This is a genomic window from Jujubicoccus corallicola, from assembly GCF_047345645.1.
Lineage (GTDB): Bacteria > Pseudomonadota > Alphaproteobacteria > Rhodobacterales > Rhodobacteraceae > JBLEFH01.
Genome location: NZ_JBLEFH010000008.1, coordinates 1 through 20353, shown reverse-complemented (window position 1 = coordinate 20353; position 20353 = coordinate 1). Strand labels below are relative to the sequence as shown.

The window sequence follows — 20353 nt, the reverse complement described above, 5'->3', positions numbered from 1 at the left end:
CCATGGAAGAGTTGCAAGATACCGTCGACGGGGTGGTCCCCGAGGTCGCCGTGAGCCAGATGCTCACCTATTGGAACGGCTTTCTGGAATCGCTGCCGCGTCTCTTCGGCGCGCTGATCGTTCTGCTCTTGATCTGGATCCTCGTGGCCATCGTCGGTTTCGTGATCTCCCGCGTTGGAAAGCGCGCCCGCCTGCGCCGTTCGCTCATCGAGGTGCTGAGCATGATCGCCAGCACGGCGATCTGGTTCGCCGGAATTTTGATCGCCATGACCGTGGTGTTTCCGTCGATCACGCCCGCGAAGGCCCTGACGGCGCTCGGTCTTGGTTCGGTCGCCATCGGCTTTGCGTTCAAGGATGTGTTCGAGAATTTCCTTGCGGGGATCCTTATTCTGATCCGTGAACCTTTCCGCCTCGGCGACTTCATCGCGACCGACGATATTGAGGGCGATATCGAGGAAATCACCATTCGCGACACGCGGGTGCGCCAGACGGATGGCCAGTTGGTTGTTGTGCCGAATGCGCATCTCTTTCAAAACCCGGTGATCGTGCGCACGGATCGCGACACGCGGCGGGTGACGATCACGGTCGGCGTGGCCTATTCCGAGGATGTCGATCAGGCGCGCGGGATCATTTACGAAGCGGTGAAAACCGTCGATATGGTCCGCGACGATGTGCGGGACGTGCAGGTTTTTGCCAAGGAATTCGGGGCCTCATCCATCGACTTTGAAGTGGCGTGGTGGACGGGCTCGCGTCCTATCGACATCCGCTCCAGCCGTGACAAGGTGGTTGCCGCGATCAAACGCGCGCTCGATGATGCGGAGATCGAAATTCCATTCCCCTACACCACGCTGACCTTCCGTGAGGACAGTCCGATTCCGCTGCCGAAACAGGCTATTGAGGACGAGGCTTAAAGCCGCGGCGTCCGCGGCTGGCGCTCCGCCGTGAGCGAGTCCGGCCAGAACCCGAAATACTCAATCGCGACAATCACGGCAGCGATGGCGATGACAATCAACACGAAGCGCACATGCCGCGCGCTCGGCGGATTGTCGATCCATCTTCGCATCCGAAACAGCCAATGCATCTTGCCCTCGCTTGTGGGTCTTGTATGACATGGCCCATGCCACAGCACGCTGAAACCCGTTTTATGCCTTACACGCCGGACCAGCTTTATGATCTGGTCGCGGATGTCAAATCCTACCCCGAGTTTCTGCCCTGGTGTGCCGGCGCACGAATTCGCGACCGTAAACCGCTCGACGAGGGTGAGGTGATCGAGGCGGATCTTGTCATTGCCTTCAAGGTGTTCCGCGAGAAATTTGGCAGCCGGGTGACGCTCAAGCCCGAGCAGAAGCGGATCGACACGGAATATCTCGATGGGCCGTTCAAATATCTCATCAGCCATTGGGATTTCGCGCCGGCCGAGGGCGGCTGCAATGTCGATTTCTCGGTCGATTTCGAGTTCAAAAACCGGATCTTGGCGGGCGTTATTGGAGTCGTCTTCGGCGAGGCGATGCAGCGGATCGTAAGGGCCTTCGAGACGCGGGCGAAGGAGCTTTACGGCTGATGGCTTTTGGCGGCGAGTTCGATGAGCCGCAGCGCAAAATCGACGGATTTTTCCCGAACGGCCGCCCGGCCAAGCGCGCCGAATTCCTTTTTTACCACCGTGGGTTTCTTGCCGCGCAGGGCGAGGGCGAACCAGACGAGGCCCTCGGGCTTGCTCTCGGAAGCGCCCGGTCCGGCGACGCCGGAGACGGCGATGGAGAGCGCGGCTTCGGGGCGGCGAAGGAGCGCGCCGCGGGCCATTTCGCCGACGACTTCGCCGCTCACCGCGCCATGCTGGCCAAGGGTGACGCTGGAGACGCCTAAAAGTTCTGCTTTTGATTCATAGCTATAGGTGACGATCCCGCTGTCGAGCACGTCGGAGGAGCCGGGGATATCGGTGAGCCGCGCCGCGATCAGGCCGCCCGTGCAGCTTTCCGCCGTCACGATTTTCCAGTGCTGTTTGCGGCAAAGATCGAGGATGGCGGCGGCGTCAACCATGGGCGAGACGGGCTCCGATTGCGATGATGAGAGCGGCGATCCCGCCCGCGACGAGGTCGTCCAGCATCACGCCGAGCGCGCCGGGAAGATTGTCGGCACGGCTGACGGGGAAGGGTTTCCAGATGTCGAAGAGGCGGAACAGTAGGAACGCGCCGACCCAGCCGGGCCAGGCGGAGATGATGACGCTTGTGTCGAAACCCGCGTGCCAGAGACCGAAGGAGAGGGGCCAGAGGGCGAGGAGTTGGCCGGCCATTTCGTCGATCACGATTTCCGACGGATCGTCATGGCCTGCGCCGACGATCTGCGCCACGGACCAGAACCCGAGCAGGGTTGCGGCGAGGGTCAGCAGGGCGAGAAGGGGGAAGCCGCCGATGAGATGCGCGATCAGGCCGAGGATCAGCGAGGCGGCGGAGCCCCATGTGCCCGGCGCGGGCTTGAGATGGCCGATGCCGAAAAGGGTCGCGATCTGTCTCATGCGGCCACCAAAGTTGCGGTGGCGATGGCGGCGATGCCTTCTTCGCGGCCGGTGAAGCCGAGTTTTTCCGAGGTGGTGGCTTTGACGCTCACACGGTCCTCATCAAGCCGGGTGATTTCCGCGATTTTGCGTTTCATATCGGAAGCATGCGGGCCGATCTTCGGGCGCTCGCAGATCAGCGTGCAATCGAGATGCGTGATGGTGAAGCCGCGCGCCGCGCTTCGCTCCACGGCTTTTTCGAGGAAAATATGCGAGGCCGCGCCCTTCCATTCGGGCTCGGACGGCGGAAACCATTGGCCGATATCGCCTTCGGCCAGTGCGCCGAAAATCGCGTCAGTGATGGCGTGCATCCCGACATCCGCATCAGAATGGCCTTTAAGCGCTTGGCTATGCGGGATTTTCACGCCGCAGAGCACCACGTGGTCGCCATCCGTGAAGGCGTGGACGTCAAAGCCGTTTCCAACGCGAATATCCATTCACAACTCCTTCTCGGCGCGGGCAAAATCTGCGGGATAGGTCAATTTATAGAGCCGTTCATCGCCTGTGACGAGGGCAATTTTGCCGCCCATTTGGTGCACAAGGGCCGCATCATCCGCCGCTTCGCCCGCCTTTTCATGAGCTTGGCGCAGGGTCTTTGCGTGAAACGCTTGGGGTGTTTGCGCGCGCCAGAGGGCATCGCGCGGCTCCGGGCGTTCAGCAATCTTGCCGCCGCGCCAGAGGGCATCGACGACAGGCAACACGGGGATCGCGGCCTCCGCGTTGTCAAGCGCGATGAGAAGCCGGTCGATTACCTCGGGCGGCAGGAATGGGCGGGCGGCATCGTGGACGAGAATCGGCTGATCGCCCGAAAGCGCTGCGAGACCGGCACGGACGGAGGCGCTACGGCTTGCCCCACCAATGACCGGCGGCGCAAGGCGCGGATCGCGCAAGCCGAGCGCATCGAAACGCGCCTGATCCTCTGCGTGGATCACGATGACGAGCCGGTTCAAACCCGGATGGGCCAGCAGGTGCTGCGCCGCGTGGGTCAGCACGGGGACACCGCCAAGCGGACGGTATTGTTTGGGCAGCCCATCTCCGGCGCGGGTGCCGCGCCCAGCGGCAACAATCATGGCGTCAAAACTCATGGTGACCTTTTGCCGCAACCCTCTAGTCATCGCAATTTGAAAGCGTTAAAAGAGAGTGATTGCACAAAGGTTAAGCATTGTCCGAAATTTGGTCAAAAATAGGTCATAGAGATCCCGTTTTCCTCGCCCCCATGGCGGGGATCACTGATTTACCTTACCGCCGACTCGTGTCGCGATTTGGGGCGGGGCTGGTGGTGTCCGAAATGGTGGCCAGCCGCGAGATTGTGCAGGGCAATGCGACCAGCGCGGCGAAGGCGGAGCTTGGCTTTGGCGAGGTGGCGACGGCGGTGCAGCTTGCCGGACGCGAGGCTTACTGGATGGGCGAGGCGGCGCGGCTTTGTGAGAGCAATGGCGCGGAAATCATTGATATCAATATGGGATGTCCGGCGCGGAAGGTCACGAACGGGTTGTCCGGTTCGGCCCTGATGCGCGATCCTGACCATGCGCTGTCGCTCATTGAGGCGACCGTAAAGGCGGTAAGCGTCCCGGTGACGCTGAAAATGCGGCTCGGCTGGGACGACCACATGTTGAATGCGCCGGAGATTGCGCGGCGCGCGGAGGCGGCGGGCGTGCAGATGATCACCGTGCACGGGCGGACGCGCTGTCAGTTTTACAAGGGCATAGCCGACTGGGCTGCGATCCGGCGTGTGCGCGAGGCGATCACGGTACCATTGGTCGCGAATGGCGATATTTGCAGCAGTCACGACGCGCGGGCGGCGCTGGATGCTTCGGGTGCCGATGCGGTGATGATCGGACGCGGTGCGCAGGGAACACCGTGGCTTTTGAAGCAGATAGCGGACGATCTTGCGGGGCGGCCCATCACATCGCTGACCGCTGACGAAAAAGACGACGTGATTTCCGAGCATTACGAGGCGATTTTGACATTTTACGGGCGGGAACTGGGCCTGCGCACCGCGCGCAAGCATCTTGGGTGGTATTTTGAAGATCAGCCGCTAACCCGCGCAAAACTCTTGCGCTCTGAAGATCCGAAAGAGGTGCTCGCCCTCATTCGCAACCCGTTGGAGATGGCGGCATGACTTGGGGCGAAGAGGCGTGGAGCGCGATCCCTTACCCGGCGGTCATCGTGGATGGGCGTGGGCAGATCGTCATGGCGAATGACGAGTCCGAAGCCTTCTTTTCCATGTCCGAAAAGATGATGAAAAAGCGCCGCGCCGAGGTGCATTTAGGGGCGGATAGCAAGCTTTCCCATGCGCTGATCAATGCGGCGGACGGCCAACAGATGACGCTTCATCTCGAATCGGCCAGTTGGGGTGAGCATATTTGCGGCGAAGCGCGCTATCACCTTTCGCCGATGAACGACGGCGCGGTTCTGTTGCTGGTGCATCCGCGCGGCATGGTGGAGCAGACCGATCAGGGGCGGGCGCAGGCCAGCGCCGCGCGGTCGGTCTCGGGCATGGCGGCGATGCTGGCCCATGAGATCCGCAACCCGCTGGCCGGCATTATCGGCGCGGCGCAGCTTCTGGAAATGGGGCTGCCTGAGGATGATGCGGGGCTGGCCAATCTCATCGAGCAGGAGGCCGGGCGGATTGGCCGTCTCGTGGACCGGATGGAGAGTTTCGCGGGCGGCGTCGCGGTGGAGATGGAGCCGGTCAATATCCACGACGTGCTGGACCGCGCCAAGATGATGGCCGAGGCGGGTTTTGCCAAACATTGTCGCTTTGTGCTTGATTACGATCCGTCGTTGCCCGAGGCGCGGAGCCATAGTGACCAGCTTCTGCAAATCCTTCAAAACCTGATCAAAAACGCCGCCGAGGCGATGGAGCCGGGCGGGACGATCACGCTCAAGACCGCCTATCGAACAGGGATGCGGGTGATGCGCGACGGCTCCAGCCAGGCCGTGCCGCTGGAGATTTCAGTGCTCGATGACGGGCCGATGATCCCCGATGAGGTGATGAGCACGATGTTCGATCCGTTTATCACAACCAAACAGGCGGGGAGCGGGCTCGGGCTCAGTCTCGTCTCCAAATTGGTGTCCGATCATGGCGGGCGGATCGAGGCGGAGACCAAACCGGGCGCGACGGCGTTTCGCGTGCTGCTGCCGGTCTGGACGGGGCGTTAAGGGGGAGAGATGGACGGAACGATCCTCATTGCCGATGACGACCGCACCATTCGCACGGTGCTGACGCAGGCGCTGACGCGGGCGGGCTGCAAGGTGCGCGCGACGGCGACGATCACGACGCTGCTTCGTTGGGCCGAGGAGGGCGAGGGCGATGTGGTGATCACCGATGTGCTGATGCCCGATGGCGACATGCTGGAGCGGCTTGGCGATCTGAAAACCGCGCGGCCGGATCTGCCGATCATCGTGATGAGCGCGCAGAACACGATCGTGACCGCGATCCGTGCGGAAGAGCAGGGGGCCTTTGAGTATCTCCCGAAACCCTTTGATTTGCGGGCGCTTATCGGTCATGTGAAGCGCGCGCTGGATCGCCGTCCGGCCAAGACCGTGCCGAATACGCAGCCGGATAATCTGCCACTCATTGGGCGGTCGGACGCGATGCAAAAGCTCTACAAGCTGATGGCGCGGACGATGCAGCTCGATATGCCGGTGCTGATTTCGGGCGAGTCCGGGACGGGCAAGGGGCTGGTCGCGAAAACGCTGCATGATTACGGGGATAGCGGCTCGGCGCCCTTCATCACCGTAAACCTCGCCGCCGCGGATGCCGAGAGTTTGGGCGAAGCGCTGTTCGGGCCGAACGGCGCGCTGGAAAGGGCGCGCGGCGGGACGCTTTTTTTGGATGAAATCGGGGACTTGCCGATGGCGCTTCAAGGGCGGCTTCTCGCGATTTTGACGGCGGAGAACAGCCCGCGCATCCTTGCCTCGACCCAGAGGAACCTGCGCAAGAAGGTGGCCGAAAAAGTGTTCCGCGAGGATGTGTTTCACCGCCTCAATGTGATGCCGATCGACCTGCCGCCGCTGCGCGAACGGCTCGACGACATCCCCGATCTTGTGCGCCATTTCCTGCAATCCGCGCCGAGTGAGAGCGGCGGGTTCAGCAATGAGGCGCTTGACCGGCTGCGGGCTTATAGCTGGCCCGGAAATTTGCGGGAATTACAAAATCTTGTGGTCCGGCTGAGTGCGCTGGCGGGCGGCAACGAGGTGACGGAAGCGATGGTTGCCGAGGCGCTGGACGATGCCCCCGCCATGCCGTCGCGCGACAACGGTTCGCTGCGCGGCGCGATCGAGGCGCATCTGCGGCGCTATTTCGCGCTGCATGGCGAAGCGCTGCCGCCGGCCGGCCTTTATCACCGTATTCTCAGCGAGTTGGAGCAACCTCTTATAGAGCTTTCACTGGATGCGACCGGCGGGAATCAGATCCGCACGGCGGAACTGCTGGGCCTCAACCGAAATACGCTGCGAAAGAAGATCACGAATTACGACATAGCCGTGACTCGCAGCCGGAAGATGATGTAACCTGCCGCCAAAGAGCAACAGCGAGCAGCAGATTTGCCACAGACACCGATCATGACCATGCAGCTTGCGCTGCGGCGCTGGTGGCGTGAGAGCCCTTGGCGCGGGCGGCTGACGCTTGTGCTCTTCGCGGTCGGCCCGCTGCTGGCGCTGCTCACGATCACGCTGCTGGCGCGCGGCGACGAGGCGTCGATCAGCTTTGCGCTGCGCGGCGTGTTGCTGCTCGATATGGCCTATGTACTTGTTGTTGCGGCGCTTGTCGCGCGGCGGATCGTGCAGATCGTAGCGCAGCGGCGCGCGCATTCGGCGGGTTCACGTCTTCACACGCGGCTCGTCACCGTGTTTGCCATGGTGGCGCTGATCCCCACGGTGCTGCTCGCGATTTTTGCCACGCTGACGCTCAATCTCGGGCTGGAGGGTTGGTTTTCCGACCGGGTTAAAAATGTGGTCGGCACATCGCTCGCCGCGGCGACCGCTTATGAGGATGAACACCGGGTCGATTTGTCCGACGATATCAACATTCTGGCCGCGTTTCTTCAGGAGCGGAAACGGCGCGATCCGCTGCTCTCGGGTGGTCAGCTGCGTGAGTATCTGAGCCAAGGGCAGGCGCAGATGCAGCGCGGGCTGAAAGAGGCGTTTGTGATCGACGGCGCGGGCGAGATCACGGCGCGAGGCGAGCGCAGCTATCTTTTCAACTTTGATGCGCCGTCGCCGGAGGCTTTTGAGGCGGCGAATGCAGGCCGGGTCGCGATCATAGAAGACTGGGATAACAATGAGTTCCGCGCACTTGTGAAACTGGCGGGCTGGCCGGACAGCTATCTTTATATCGCGCGCACGGTCGATGGCGAGATCCTGAACCTGCTCGATGAGACCAAGGATTCCATCTCCCTCTATAACGAGCTGGAGCGCGAGCGCGGGCGGCTCTTTTTCGAATTTGGCCTGATTTATCTGGGCTTTGCGCTGGTGGTGATCCTCGCCTCGGTCTGGCTCGCGCTGGTGCTGGCGGAGCGGATCGCAGGGCCAGTCGGTCGGCTTGCGGGCGCGGCGCAGCGGGTCGGGGCCGGGGATTTCGACGCCAAAGTGCCTGAAGAGCAGGGCGATGACGAGATCGCGTTGTTAGGACGCATGTTTAACCGCATGACACGGCAGGTGAAAAACCAGCGGGACGCGCTCGTCACCGCTCATGATGAGACGGAAATGCGGCGGCGGCTTTTCGACTCTGTGCTGTCAGGTGTGTCTGCGGGCGTCATCGGTTTGGATGCGGAGGGCCGTGTGGAGCTGTCGAACCGGTCCGCGCTGCGGATGCTGGATCGCGACGGGCTGGAAGGCGCGCAGATTGCCGAAGTCGTCCCGGAGTTCGCCCCGCTTTTTGACAAGCTTTCCGAGAAGAAAGGCAATTCTGTTCAAGCGGAAATCCGGCTGCAAAGCGGGGGTGGCGAGACGCTGCTGACCCGCCTCGCGCGACGCTATCGCGATGATGGCGCGATTGAGGGCTATGTGATGACATTCGACGACGTGACCGATCTCGTCGCCGCGCAGCGCATGGCCGCCTGGGGTGATGTGGCGCGCCGGATTGCCCATGAAATCAAGAACCCGCTCACCCCGATCCAGCTTTCGGCGGAGCGGGTGAAGCGGAAATTCGGCAAGATGCTCGGCGATGAGGATCGCGACGCGCTGGAGCAGTATTCGGACGTTATCGTGCGTCAAACCAATGACTTGCGCCGGATTGTTGATGAGTTCTCGAAATTCGCGCGGATGCCCGAGCCGCAGCGGCGGGATGTAGATCTCGGCAAGGTGCTGCGCGACACGGTGGCGCTTCAGCGGGAGGGCGACGTGCAGATTGACCTCGCGCTGCCGGAGCACATCGTGACCGCCCATCTCGACGAGACAATGATTGGCCAAGCGCTGACAAACCTGACAAAAAACGCCGTCGAGGCGACGCAAAGCTATCGCGAGGAGCATCCGGATGCCGATTACGCGCCGCGGGTGATCGTGAGCTTGCAGACCGAGGGGCAAAGCGCAATTATCGCGATCAGTGATAACGGGATCGGCCTTCCGGAGGACCGCGCCCGGCTGTTCGAGCCCTATGTGACGACACGGGCGAGTGGGACGGGCCTCGGCCTGCCCATCGTCAAGAAAATCATAGAAGAACATGGGGGTGAGCTCGATTTGATGGACGCGCCGGAATTTGAAGGCAGCGCCCATCAGGGAGCACTGGCGCGTATCGTGTTGCCGGTATATCCCGTGGAGGAAAGAGGCGAGTAGTATGAGCGACATTCTGGTCATTGACGACGAAAAGGACATTCGCGACCTGATCGCGGACATCTTGCAGGATGAGGGGCATGAGGTGCGCCTCGGATGGGATGCGGACAGCTATATCGAGCAGATGAATGCCGAAGCGCCGGATCTGATTATCCTTGATATCTGGCTCAAAGACAGCCGGATGGATGGAATCGACATCCTGAAAAACTGCAAGCAAAACAACCCGGACGTGCCGGTTGTGATCATTTCGGGGCATGGCAATATCGAAATTGCGGTCGCGGCGATCAAGCAGGGCGCTTATGACTTCATCGAAAAACCGTTCAATATCGACCAGTTGATGGTGGTTATTACCAGAGCGCTGGAGACGAGCGGGTTGCGGCGGGAGAACGCGAAACTGCGGCGCGGCGAGGTCACGAGGACCGAGATGATCGGTGAAAGTTCGTCCTTCAAGTCGTTGAAATCGCAGCTCGATAAGGTGACGCGTGGCAATGGGCGGATCATGCTCACAGGGCCGTCTGGCGCGGGTAAAGAGATCGCGGCGCGCTATATCCATACGCAGAGCGACCGGGCGGAGGAGCCGTTTGTGTCGGTCAACTCCGCTACAATTTCGCCGGAGCGGATGGAGGATGTGCTGTTCGGGACGGGCGGCGAAAAAGGTCTTTTAGAACAGGCGCATGGCGGCATTCTTTTCCTAGATGAAGTCGCCGATATGCCGTTGATGACGCAGTCGAAACTGCTGCGCGTTCTGGTGGATCAGAGTTTCACCCGGCCCGGCGGCTCGGAGACTGTTCGCGTGGACGCACGGGTGATTTCGGCCACAACCCGCGATTTGAAAACGGAAATTACCGAAGGGCGTTTCCGGGAAGAACTGTATCACCGGCTGAACGTGGTCCCGATTGCTGTGCCGTCGCTGGAGCAGCGGCGCGAGGACATTCCACTGCTCGCCGAGCATTTCATGGAAGAGATCATTAAAACCCAAGGGCTTGCGCGAAAATCCTTGAGCGAAGAGGCCATTGTGATGCTGCAAAGCATGAACTGGCCGGGCAATATCCGCCAGCTTCGCAACACACTTGAACGTGCGCTCATAATGGGCGGAGAAAACGGCGAAATTTCTGCCGAAGAGCTGGCGGGCGATGCGACGGGCGGCGAGGTCGAAACCGGCCTTGCGCCGCATTTCATTGGTCTGCCGCTCCGCGAGGCGCGCGAGCTCTTCGAACGCGACTATCTCATCGCGCAGATTAACCGTTATGGCGGCAATGTCTCCCGCACGGCAAGCTTCGTCGGCATGGAGCGCTCGGCCCTGCACCGCAAGCTCAAAAGCCTCGGCGTTGCGAGCAAGAAAAAGGATGATTCATGAGGGTGATTATCTGCGGCGCGGGTCAGGTCGGCTCGCAGATTGCGCGGCATTTGTCGCAGGAGCGCAACAACGTCACCGTGATCGACAATAATGGTGCGCTTGTGCGCCGCGCGACGGAAACCCTTGATGTGCAAGGCGTAATTGGTTTCGCAAGCTACCCGGATGTGCTTGATAAGGCCGGCGCATCCGACGCGGACATGATCATCGCCGCGACGCAGTCCGACGAGGTGAATATGGTCACCTGTCAGGTCGCCCATTCGGTCTTCGGCGTGCCGCGCAAGATCGCGCGTCTGCGTGGGCGCTCCTATCTCGACGTGATTTATTCCGACCTTTATCGCCGCGATCACCTGCCGATTGACGTGGTGATTTCGCCGGAAAAGGAGGTCGCCGAGGCGGCAATTGACCGGCTGAAAATTCCTGCGGCTTTTGACTCCGAAACCTTTCTTGAGGGCAAATCCCAGATGCTCGGGATCGTGGTGGATGAAGGGGCAGCAGTTTCTAATACGCCCCTGAATCAATTGACGGAACTCTTCTCAACGCTGCGCTCGGTCGTCGTTGGCGTGCGCCGCGACGGGCGTTTGTTCGCGCCGGAGCCGTCGGACCAGATCTATACCGGCGACTCGCTTTACCTCATGGTCGATTCCCGCGATGTGGACCGCACGCTGGAAATTTTCGGCAAAACGCAGCGCCGCGGTGATCGCTCGATCCTCGTCGGGGCAGGGGCCGTGGGTCGCGAGATCGCGATTAAGCTGGAAAATGGCACACCGCGCACCCGCGTTAAGGTTATCGAGCGAGATCGGCGCACGGCAGAGGCGGCGGCGGATATTCTGGAGCGCTCGATTGTGCTGAATGGCGACGGGCTCGACCGCGACATTCTCGAAGAGGCCAATATTCGCCGCGCGGACAGCTTTATTGCCGTGACGGATGACGACAAAACGAACCTGCTGTCCTGTGCGCGCGCGAAGGCGTTTGGGTGCCCGATGGTGATCGCCTTGGTGAACGATCCGTCCATGCAGGAACTGGTGCCCCATCTCGGGATTGACGCGACCATTAACCCTCGTGCGGTGACGGTGTCCTCGATCCTGCGGCACATTCGTCACGGCAAGGTGCGGCAGGTCTATTCCATCGGCGATGGCGAGGCGGAGATCTTCGAGGCGCAGGTTCTCGCCACGTCCGAAATCGCCGGTAAGTCCTTGTCTGAGGTGAATTTTCCCGAAGGCGCGCTCGTCGGCGGGATCCTCAAGGGCGAGCAACTGGTCATGCCGCGCGGCTCCACCCGGATCGAGGTGGGCGACATTCTCGCCGTGTTCTGCATGAAAGAAGACATCGCTCAGGTCGAGGCGCTGTTCCAGGTCGGGATCGACTTTTTCTGATGATGGTGGTCCGGCGCTTCCCGCTTGCGGTGAACCTGATGCTGCTGACCTCCGCGGGCATGGTGCTGCCCATGCTCAACGCGGCGGTTTACCAGGATTGGGAAACGGCGCGGACCTTCTTCTACCATGGGCTGATTTTCTGGCTCGGCAGCTACGCCATCGGCCTCGCGATTGGCCCGCAGCGCAAGCGGCAAAGTCAGGTGCGGAGCGATCTTATCACGCTGATTGCGGCCTATGCGCTGCTCCCGCTCATGATGGCCGCACCGGTGGCGCACCTCGTCCCAAGTCTCGGATTTTTTGGCGCTTATTTCGAAATGGTCTCCTGTTTTACCACCACCGGGGCGACGCAATTCGAGCAGGCGGTGGACCTCTCCGCGACGCTGCATCTCTGGCGCGCTTTTGCGGGATGGTCCGGCGGACTGCTGATCGTTCTCGCCGCCTTCGTGATCTTCGAGCCGCTCAATCTCGGCGGGTTCGAACTCTTGCAAAAGGGCGCGCCGGGATCGGAATCCTTTTTTACCCAAACGATTTCGGCGGGCGAAACTTTGTGGTCGCGCTACGTGCCGATCATCGTCCCGATCTATACCGGCGGCACATTAACGTTAACACTGCTGCTGATCCTCGCCGGGGAGGGGCCACTGATCGCGCTCTGCCACGGCATGTCGGTGATTTCCACCACCGGCGCGTCTCCTGTGGGCGGGCTCGAAAACGGCCTTTCTGGCCGCGTTGGCGAAGTCATCGTGATGTTTTTCTTCATCTTTGCGCTGACACATCGCGTTTACCGCCCGCAAACACGCATCAAAAGCGATCGCGGCATTAACGATCCTGAACTGATCCTCGCGGCCATCGCGGTCTGCTCGTTGACCTTACTCCTCTTCATGCGCCATTGGCTTGCCAGTTTCGATTTCGCCGATCAGGAAAATATCGGCGCAATGGCCAGCGCGGTCTGGGGGACGTTCTTCACGGTGCTGTCCTTCGTGACCACCACCGGCTTTGTCAGCGCGGACTGGATGGCTGCGCGGGACTGGTCCGGCCTTGAGACGACTGGCTTGATTTTTATGGGCGTTTCGGTGATCGGCGGCGGGATCGCGACCACGGCGGGCGGCATCAAATTGCTGCGAGTCTACGGGCTTTACCGCCATGGGCTGCGCGAAGTGCAGATCCTCGCCGAGCCGCATTCCGTGCCGTCCGAGGGCAGGGGGCACCGGCAGATGCGCCGGCAGGGCGCCTATCTTAGCTGGATTTTCCTGATGCTCTTTCTGGTGACGCTCGCCAGCCTGATGCTGGTGTTAACCCTCCTCGGGCTCGGTTTCGTCGAGGCCATCGCCCATGCCATCGCGGCGCTCGCCACCACGGGCCAACTGGTGCCCGCCATGGGCACCGACGTTACCGATTACGGCTATCTTTCCAGTGAGGTAAAAGCCGTTCTTGCCATCGCGATGGTGATGGGACGGGTCGAATCTCTTGCATTGATCGCACTTCTCAACCCAATGTCTTGGCGTTGACCCTTTAAATTCCGACATTCCTGATTATTATGATGTCAATAACGTAACGGCCCGTCAGAGGCGCGACAAAAAGGCACAAAATGGCTGATAAACAGAACCTCCAGGACGCTTTCCTTAACGCAACCCGCAAAGCCAAGATTCCGGTGACGGTGTTCTTGGTAAATGGCGTGAAACTTCAAGGCGTTATCACTTGGTTTGACAATTTTTGCGTGCTCTTGCGCCGTGATGGCCAGAGCCAGCTTGTCTATAAACATGCCATTTCGACGATTATGCCGTCGCAGCCTGTGCAGCTTTACGAAGGCGACGGGGATAGCTAAGCCGCTTGCGCACACTCGTCCTACACCCGCATTTTAACGACCGCGACACCCGCCGGGCGCCTGAAAACGCGCTCGACGAGGCTGTTGCGCTGGCCGACGCGCTGGATCTGGAGATCATGGGCGCGGAGGTTGTCACCCTTAACTCTATTCGTGCAGCGACTTTAATTGGCACCGGCAAGCTCGCGGAAATTCACGAGAAAATCGAAGCTGACGAGATCGGCCTCGTGATCGTGGACGGGCCGCTGTCGCCGATCCAGCAGCGCAATCTGGAGCGTGAATGGAAGGTGAAGGTTCTCGACCGGACGGGGCTGATTTTGGAGATTTTCGGCGACCGAGCGGCCACCCGTGAGGGTGTATTGCAGGTGCAGCTTGCGCATCTGAGTTACCAAAAATCGCGCCTTGTGCGCAGTTGGACCCACCTTGAGCGCCAGCGAGGCGGTGTCGGCTTCATGGGCGGCCCTGGTGAGACCCAGATCGAGGCCGACCGGCGTGCGCTGGACGAGCAGATCACGCGGCTGAAACGCCAGCTTGAGAAGGTCGTGCGAACTCGCACACTTCACCGTAAGGCCCGGAAAAAAGTACCATTTCCGATTGTCGCGCTGGTTGGCTATACCAACGCGGGCAAATCGAGCCTGTTCAACCGTCTCTCCGGTGCGGATGTGCTGGCCAAGGACATGCTCTTTGCCACGCTGGACCCGACGATGCGCGCGATTGAGCTCGAAAATGGCCGTAAAGTGATCATGTCGGACACGGTGGGTTTCATTTCCGATCTGCCTACACAGCTTGTCGCCGCGTTCCGCGCGACGCTGGAGGAAGTGCTCGACGCTGATCTCATCCTCCATGTCCGCGACGTGGCGCATCCCGAGACCGAGGAGCAAAAGGCGGATGTCGAGGCGATCCTGACCGCGCTTGGCGTCGATGAGACGCGGCCGATGCTCGAAGTCTGGAACAAAATCGATCTTCTGGACGACGCCGCGCGGCAAGCCCACGAAGCGGTGGCCGAGCGTGACGAGAATGTCGTCGCGATTTCCGCGTCCACGGGCGCCGGTCTCGATACGCTGGTCGAGGCGATGGAAGAGCAACTGATGGGCGTGCGCAGTGAGGATGAGCTGAAACTCGGGCCGACTGAAGGTGCGAAACGCGCCTGGCTTTACGCGCATCATCTCGTGACCGACGAGCGCCACGACGGCGAGCGCAGCGTTCTCAACGTGTCGTGGACCGAGAAGGACAAGGCACAATTCGAGAAACTGTCGTCCTGATCCATCTCCTTAATTTACATAATACTGATTATTGGAATAATGGAGGTAGCTCTCCCCTGAGGTTCCAAGGGAGAGTTTCCGCGCGTTTCACATCACCAGCGGCTTGCTGTTGCGCTGATGGCGCGTGACGAGTTTGCGGGCGAGTTTGCCGGATGGCAGTTGGCGCGCAGAGATGGCGCGGTAGTCGATATCCCTGAGTTCCGGGAACAGCGACAGGATTTCCGCGCGGGCCTCGGCGCCGACGGATTTGAGCGCTTGCGGGCCGGTATAGAGCGACTCGCTTTCCGCGCCGTTGGCGTAAACGATCTCGTGCTGGTCGAGCAGGAAGTGAATATAGTCAACGCCATCGCTGTGGTTGACTTGCTCGACGCCGTCGATCTGCAAAAGCTGTTTGGCCGCCACCAGCACTTCATCCGCGCCGAACATCCGTGCCGCGATGCGTGAGCGGATCAGGATGCGATGCTGCGGCGACACGATCAGATCCGCCGCCGGATAGCCCGGTGCGAGCGCCCCGGCACGGATGCGGATCGGCCGGTAGTTTTCGTTCTCGTCAAGCATGGTCGCGCTCAGGCGATTGCGCCCGATCCAGCGCACAGGTTTCAGCCCGTGATCCTTGGTCAGCACCAGATCACCGATCTGAAGCGTTTCCACCGCGCGCGGCCCCTGATCCGTCTCGATCAGCACACCGGGCGTGAAGCAGATCGGCTCCTCAATCTCGACTATATCCAGCCTGTAGCTGTTGGTGCCATCGCTGACATTGACGATACCGGACCATGAATTGCCGTCGGCATCCCGTGTCAGGCTGTAATCGGTGATGGTAAGCCCCGACAGATCAATGCTGTCATAATCATCCACATCGCCCGCGGCGGTCGAGCCGGTGCCGCCGTCAATGGTGATGCTGTCACCGGGCGCGAGCTGGTCGCGGTCTATGATGAACGCATCCCGGTCGTCATTGCCCGAGGCGATGTCGCCGCCGCCGACGGTGATGTCGTCATTGCCGCTTCCGCCGGAAACGGTGTCAGCCCCTTCCCCGCCATCAATGATGTCGTCCCCGGCCCCGCCGGAGATCGTATCGGTTCCCGCTTCCCCGAGCAGCGTGTCCTGGCCGGCATTGCCCTCGATGGTGTCCGCACCCGTGCCACCGCGCACGGTGTCGTCATCCGCGCCGCCATAAATGGTATCATCTGCCGCGCCGCCGTCGATCGTGTCCGCGCCGGCGTCGCCATAGATGAGATCATTGCCATCGCGGCCCATCATCATGTCGTCGCCATCACCGCCATACATCTCGTCAGCACCGCCCGGCGGCGCGAATTGCAGCGCGTCGTCATTACCGGTGGTTAGCGTGATGCTGCCCTGATCCTCGACATTTTCGTAATAGCCGAGCACGCGCCCGGTGCCGCTCTCGGCAAGCAGCACATTGGAATTATCCGGAAAATAGAAGGTGCGGGACTGGTTGAGCGGGACACCCATGGATGCGGTTTGAAGTGTGCCATCCGGCTCAATGTAATACACCGTGATGCCCTGGCCGCCGGTGTTGTTGTTGGTGAAGGTGACGGCGGTTTTCCCCGCACCGTTCGACGGGCCGGTGAAGGCGGTCGCAGACCCTGCGTCGCTGCCGATAAAGTTTGCGACGGTCTGGCTGGCCGTCGTGCGCAAGGGAACGAGACCGAGTCCGTCGCCGATCATTACATCATCGCCGGTGCCGCCTTCCATATAATCCGCATCACCGCCACCGATGATGGTGTCCGCACCCTCCCCGCCATAAAGCTGGTCCGCCCCGGTGCCGCCCGAAATCGCATCATCGCCCTGCTGGCCATAGACGGTGTCATTGCCCTCGCCGGCGGTGATGTGATCGTTGAAGCTGCTGCCCGCGACCGGCGCGCCACTTTCGGACTCGCCATAGATGATATCATCGCCCGTGCCTGTCTGGATCGTGTCAGCCCCCTCCCCGCCAATGACCGTGTCATTGCCCGTGCTGGTATGTATAAAATCTGCCCCGGTGCCACCGTCGACGCGATCATCGCCGCCTTCGGAATAGATCGTGTCATTGCCCGCGCCGCCATCAATGATATCGGCGGCGGCGCCCGGTGCGGTGGATCCAAACTCGGGATCGGCATAATTGGCGATGTTGAATGTGCCGCCTGTGCCTGTTTCACTGCGGTCAATCAGCCCGACAATGGCGTTGTCTTTGACAATGGCGAAGGTCGTATCTGCTGGTAGCTGAAGCGTGGTGACGTTGCCCGTCGTGACGCTCGCCAGAAAACGAAGATCGCCGTTTGGTTCAACATAATAGACTTCAAACCCGCCCGACGCCTGATGGGTGAAATTATATGTGACGGTGTTCGTGTTGCTCTGAGAGTTGGCGGCGGAGAGACCTGTTCCGAAAACCTTGCTATAGGTGCCGGCGGTGGCATTGCGGTCGATGATTATGTAGCCATCGCCGCGGATCGTGTCATTGCCGGCACCGCCGAAGATGGTGTCCTGCCCTGCCCCACCGACAATGTTGTCTGCGCCGTTCTCGCCGTAAATTGTGTCATCACCCGTGCCGCCGCCGATCTTGTCGTTGCCGCCGCCGCCATAGATGGTGTCGTTGCCTTCGCCGCCGTCGAGATAGTCGTCACCCGTAAGGGTATTGTCATTCGCCTGAAAGCGCTCGCCATAAATCGTATCATCGCCTTCATTGCCGAAAATGGTATCGTTTCCGGCATAGCCTGCAAGATTGTCATCGCCGCTAACAACCGCGTCCAGCGGGGTCGATGAGCTTGCGGTGGCGGAAAAATGATGATGGATCTCGCCGGAACTGGTGTCCACAGCGATGAAATTGCCTTCGGCAGACCGGACCGCGATGCTGCGTGTCGCACCAGCGATGACCTGTGTCATCCAGGTGATTGTGCCATCCGGTTCGACATAATAGATGTCATAATTGACAGCCTGCGCACCTGACGTCGTGTTGCTGAAGGTATAGAATGAAGTGGTACTGCCTGAGGTGCTGGTCGCGGCGGAGCCAAGCTGAGAATCCACCGCATTTGCGACGCTATAGCCGGCTCCCCCTGTGCGTGTCGGGATATGGGTGCCGATATAATCGCCGCCGATATAGTCGTCACCGGCATTGCCCCAAACCTGATCATTGCCGCCGCCGCCGGTCATGACGTCGTTATTATTCGTTCCGGGTGCAACAGCGTTGTTGCCGCCATCTCCCTTGATTACCGCCATAAGATGGGTCCTTGTTATATTATACTAGGTATCGGCGCCGGGTGGGGTGGCGCCGATATTTACTTGTTAAAAATCATGGAAACGCAGTATCTGGATGTAAATATCATTAACATACCACGTTTACCCGATGTAATGGTCACTATTCGCATAAACCTGAGTATAGATCGGATTGCCTGCCACACAATTGGTATCTGGTATCAAACCTGCATGAATATTAAGCATTTATGGTGAAAAATTAGGCAAAACTGTGATATTATAACTAAATGGATATGGATCGCGCGTAATAATTTATATATGTCCGAGGGTGTCTGACCAAACATCAGAAAATAAAGGGTGATGAGTGGCGTCCAAAAACCAGAATACGAATCACCTTTGCGATTCCTGTGTCGCGGAGTGATTGGGAAGAAAAGGAAAGTAAAAACCAAAAAAGAAAAGACCGCCCTTGGGCGGTCTCTCTGTGTTGGTTAAGGCGCGGTTTGCGCGCGCCTTTGGCCGTCTCGCTTACGCGCTGCGTTTGCGGCGGGCGAGGCCGAGGCCGGCGATGCCGAGGCCGAGGAGCGCGAGGCCGCCGGGCAGCGGCACGGGGGCCACGTTCGAGGTGTAGGTGTAGGTGCCCGAGCCGGAGACCAGCGCCGATTCCAGCCAGCCATAGGAGGCGGTGCCGCCCGCGGCCCAACGGATCGGCGGGTTCTGCAGATCCGCGGTGCTCAGCACGTCGAAGGACACGCTGTCATCGCCGCTCGCGGCAATGTAGCTGGCCAGATCCGCCGCATCGATCTCGAAGGTCACGGTCGCCGTGCCGCCGATGGACGTGCTGGCATTGGCGGTTTCGCCGATGCCGATCTGGTCGAGGCCGGTGATCACCAGCTCATCATAGTTGTTGAAGGTGAACGCGGTCTCTTCCCCGCCTTCCGAGCCGGTGATGACGCTCTCGCCGGTCGCATAGGTTTTCGCATCGAAATCCGGGTACACCGTGCGGCCGAAATTCCAGTCCTGCGCCTTGTCGGTCTTCAGCGTGACCCGCGAGGTGTTGGTGATCTGGAGCTGCGCCGAATAGTCGAATTCGAAGGTAAATGTCGCGCCGGTCAGGGTGCGATCGCCGCCCTGCTCGTCGAATTTGTTGAAGGTAAACGTGCGGTCGAGCGCGTCGATCGACGTTGTGCTGAGCGATGCATCCCCCACCAGGGTCGCCTCTTCGGTCGCGGCCAGAGCTGCGGCCGGCAGAGCGGCGATCACAGCAGCGGTTGCGATAAACTGTTTGAACATGATGTCCTCTTTCCTCACCCGTTGCGCCTTGGCCTTGCGCTCATCGCAGGCCGCCGCGTCAACGATTTCTTAACTAACATAAGCGGAAATCCGCCCCAAGGTATTTTTGCGCTGCATCAACGCCAAGGGAGGGAGTTTGGGACGGCAAAACAACGCCTTGGCCGTCCCTTCTCTCAAGCCCGTGGCAATCAGCCGCAGACGCAATCCTGTGCGAGCTCATCCCACGGCACACCGATCAGCATGATCTGACCGACATTGGCATCGGTCTCGTCAATGAGCCCGTCGCCATTGCTTTCGATCATCGGCGCAACCACCACGCCGACGAGATCGCCCTCGCCCGGCACGAAGCCATCGCCATTGGCCAGCGCGAGATCGACCATGTAGCCGGCCCCCGGATAGCCATCGATCGTGTCCATCTGACCCGGCTTGAGCGTGTCTTCGTTGACGAGCTGCCAGGTGGCGTAGAAGAGATCCTGGAAATCGAGGGTCGTCTCATCGATGCCATCGCCATCAGTGTCGACCGTGCTGCCGAGCAGGCCTTCGGCCTGATTGAGCAGCCAGGTCGCCTCGTCGAGACGGCTCTGGTCGAGCACATCGGTGATGAAGCTCGGCAGCGCCTCATCGACGCAATAGACCAGCGCATCCTCGGGACGCGGCGAGTCCTCGACGGTGAAGAGATCGCCCTCGGGATCGATACAGACCGCGAGATAGCCTTCGCCGGTCAGCAGATTGTCC

At 60.5% G+C, this 20353-nt stretch carries 19 protein-coding genes; 11 read left to right on the top strand and 8 right to left on the bottom strand.

From position 1 onward, the window contains the following. Nucleotides 1-2: 2 nt before the first annotated feature. Complete coding sequence (locus ACMA5I_RS12160; RefSeq protein ID WP_525886548.1) at nt 3-911, top strand: mechanosensitive ion channel family protein; 909 nt, start codon at nt 3-5, stop codon at nt 909-911. On the opposite strand, the gene ACMA5I_RS12155 is transcribed toward ACMA5I_RS12160, so the two are convergent. Then, nucleotides 908-1081 (bottom strand): hypothetical protein, encoded by a 174-nt coding sequence (locus tag ACMA5I_RS12155; RefSeq protein WP_525886547.1) that lies wholly within the window; start codon nt 1079-1081, stop codon nt 908-910. The genes ACMA5I_RS12160 and ACMA5I_RS12155 overlap by 4 nt on opposite strands. A 36-nt stretch (nt 1082-1117) precedes the next feature. Here ACMA5I_RS12155 and ACMA5I_RS12150 point away from each other — a divergent pair, with 36 nt between their 5' ends. After that, nucleotides 1118-1561 carry a type II toxin-antitoxin system RatA family toxin gene (locus ACMA5I_RS12150; protein ID WP_525886546.1) on the top strand — a complete coding sequence of 148 codons (444 nt, stop codon included), beginning with the start codon at nt 1118-1120 and terminating at the stop codon, nt 1559-1561. On the opposite strand, the gene ACMA5I_RS12145 is transcribed toward ACMA5I_RS12150, so the two are convergent. The 4 genes from ACMA5I_RS12145 to ispD are packed head-to-tail and all read right to left on the bottom strand — an operon-like array spanning nt 1552 to nt 3636. Further along, on the bottom strand, nt 1552-2037 hold the full coding sequence (locus tag ACMA5I_RS12145; protein ID WP_525886545.1) for a CinA family protein: 486 nt from the start codon (nt 2035-2037) through the stop codon (nt 1552-1554). The genes ACMA5I_RS12150 and ACMA5I_RS12145 overlap by 10 nt on opposite strands. Next, nucleotides 2030-2512 (bottom strand): phosphatidylglycerophosphatase A family protein, encoded by a 483-nt coding sequence (locus ACMA5I_RS12140; protein ID WP_525886544.1) that lies wholly within the window; start codon nt 2510-2512, stop codon nt 2030-2032. Before ACMA5I_RS12140 ends, ACMA5I_RS12145 begins: the two co-directional genes overlap by 8 nt. Beyond that, a complete protein-coding gene (gene ispF, locus ACMA5I_RS12135; protein WP_525886543.1) occupies nt 2509-2988 on the bottom strand; it encodes a 2-C-methyl-D-erythritol 2,4-cyclodiphosphate synthase in 480 nt (159 codons plus the stop codon). Before ispF ends, ACMA5I_RS12140 begins: the two co-directional genes overlap by 4 nt. Continuing rightward, nucleotides 2989-3636 carry a 2-C-methyl-D-erythritol 4-phosphate cytidylyltransferase gene (gene ispD / locus ACMA5I_RS12130; RefSeq protein WP_525886542.1) on the bottom strand — a complete coding sequence of 216 codons (648 nt, stop codon included), beginning with the start codon at nt 3634-3636 and terminating at the stop codon, nt 2989-2991. 77 nt (nt 3637-3713) lie between these two features. Here ispD and dusB point away from each other — a divergent pair, with 77 nt between their 5' ends. The 9 genes from dusB (at nt 3714) to hflX (ending at nt 15139) form a co-directional block, all read left to right on the top strand. Continuing rightward, nucleotides 3714-4673, top strand: coding sequence for a tRNA dihydrouridine synthase DusB (gene dusB, locus ACMA5I_RS12125; RefSeq protein ID WP_525886541.1), 960 nt, complete (start codon nt 3714-3716; stop codon nt 4671-4673). After that, a complete protein-coding gene (locus ACMA5I_RS12120) occupies nt 4670-5716 on the top strand; it encodes a two-component system sensor histidine kinase NtrB (RefSeq protein WP_525886540.1) in 1047 nt (348 codons plus the stop codon). Before dusB ends, ACMA5I_RS12120 begins: the two co-directional genes overlap by 4 nt. Before the next feature lie 9 nt (nt 5717-5725). Continuing rightward, complete coding sequence (locus ACMA5I_RS12115; protein ID WP_525886539.1) at nt 5726-7069, top strand: sigma 54-interacting transcriptional regulator; 1344 nt, start codon at nt 5726-5728, stop codon at nt 7067-7069. Nucleotides 7070-7120: 51 nt separating this feature from the next. Then, a complete protein-coding gene (locus tag ACMA5I_RS12110; RefSeq protein ID WP_525886538.1) occupies nt 7121-9331 on the top strand; it encodes a sensor histidine kinase in 2211 nt (736 codons plus the stop codon). A gap of 1 nt (nt 9332) precedes the next feature. Next, nucleotides 9333-10685, top strand: coding sequence for a nitrogen assimilation response regulator NtrX (ntrX, locus tag ACMA5I_RS12105; RefSeq protein WP_525886537.1), 1353 nt, complete (start codon nt 9333-9335; stop codon nt 10683-10685). Beyond that, nucleotides 10682-12058: a Trk system potassium transporter TrkA gene (trkA, locus tag ACMA5I_RS12100; RefSeq protein WP_525886536.1), complete on the top strand. Its 1377-nt coding sequence runs from the start codon at nt 10682-10684 to the stop codon at nt 12056-12058. The genes ntrX and trkA overlap by 4 nt, the downstream gene beginning before the upstream one ends. Nucleotides 12059-12096: 38 nt before the next feature. Then, on the top strand, nt 12097-13563 hold the full coding sequence (locus tag ACMA5I_RS12095; protein WP_525886535.1) for a potassium transporter TrkG: 1467 nt from the start codon (nt 12097-12099) through the stop codon (nt 13561-13563). Nucleotides 13564-13643: 80 nt separating this feature from the next. Further along, nucleotides 13644-13880: an RNA chaperone Hfq gene (gene hfq / locus ACMA5I_RS12090; RefSeq protein ID WP_525886534.1), complete on the top strand. Its 237-nt coding sequence runs from the start codon at nt 13644-13646 to the stop codon at nt 13878-13880. Between the two features lie 5 nt (nt 13881-13885). Continuing rightward, nucleotides 13886-15139 carry a GTPase HflX gene (hflX, locus tag ACMA5I_RS12085; protein WP_525886533.1) on the top strand — a complete coding sequence of 418 codons (1254 nt, stop codon included), beginning with the start codon at nt 13886-13888 and terminating at the stop codon, nt 15137-15139. 87 nt (nt 15140-15226) lie between these two features. On the opposite strand, the gene ACMA5I_RS12080 is transcribed toward hflX, so the two are convergent. The 3 genes from ACMA5I_RS12080 to ACMA5I_RS12070 all read right to left on the bottom strand — a co-directional run. Further along, the gene (locus ACMA5I_RS12080) at nt 15227-18352 is read right to left on the bottom strand and encodes a calcium-binding protein (RefSeq protein ID WP_525886532.1); all 3126 of its coding nucleotides are present in this window, start codon (nt 18350-18352) and stop codon (nt 15227-15229) included. A 501-nt stretch (nt 18353-18853) separates the two neighbouring features. Then, nucleotides 18854-19618 (bottom strand): choice-of-anchor E domain-containing protein, encoded by a 765-nt coding sequence (locus tag ACMA5I_RS12075; RefSeq protein WP_525886531.1) that lies wholly within the window; start codon nt 19616-19618, stop codon nt 18854-18856. Nucleotides 19619-19806: 188 nt separating this feature from the next. Further along, nucleotides 19807-20353: hypothetical protein (locus tag ACMA5I_RS12070; protein WP_525886530.1), on the bottom strand; the 547-nt coding region annotated here is incomplete at its 5' end.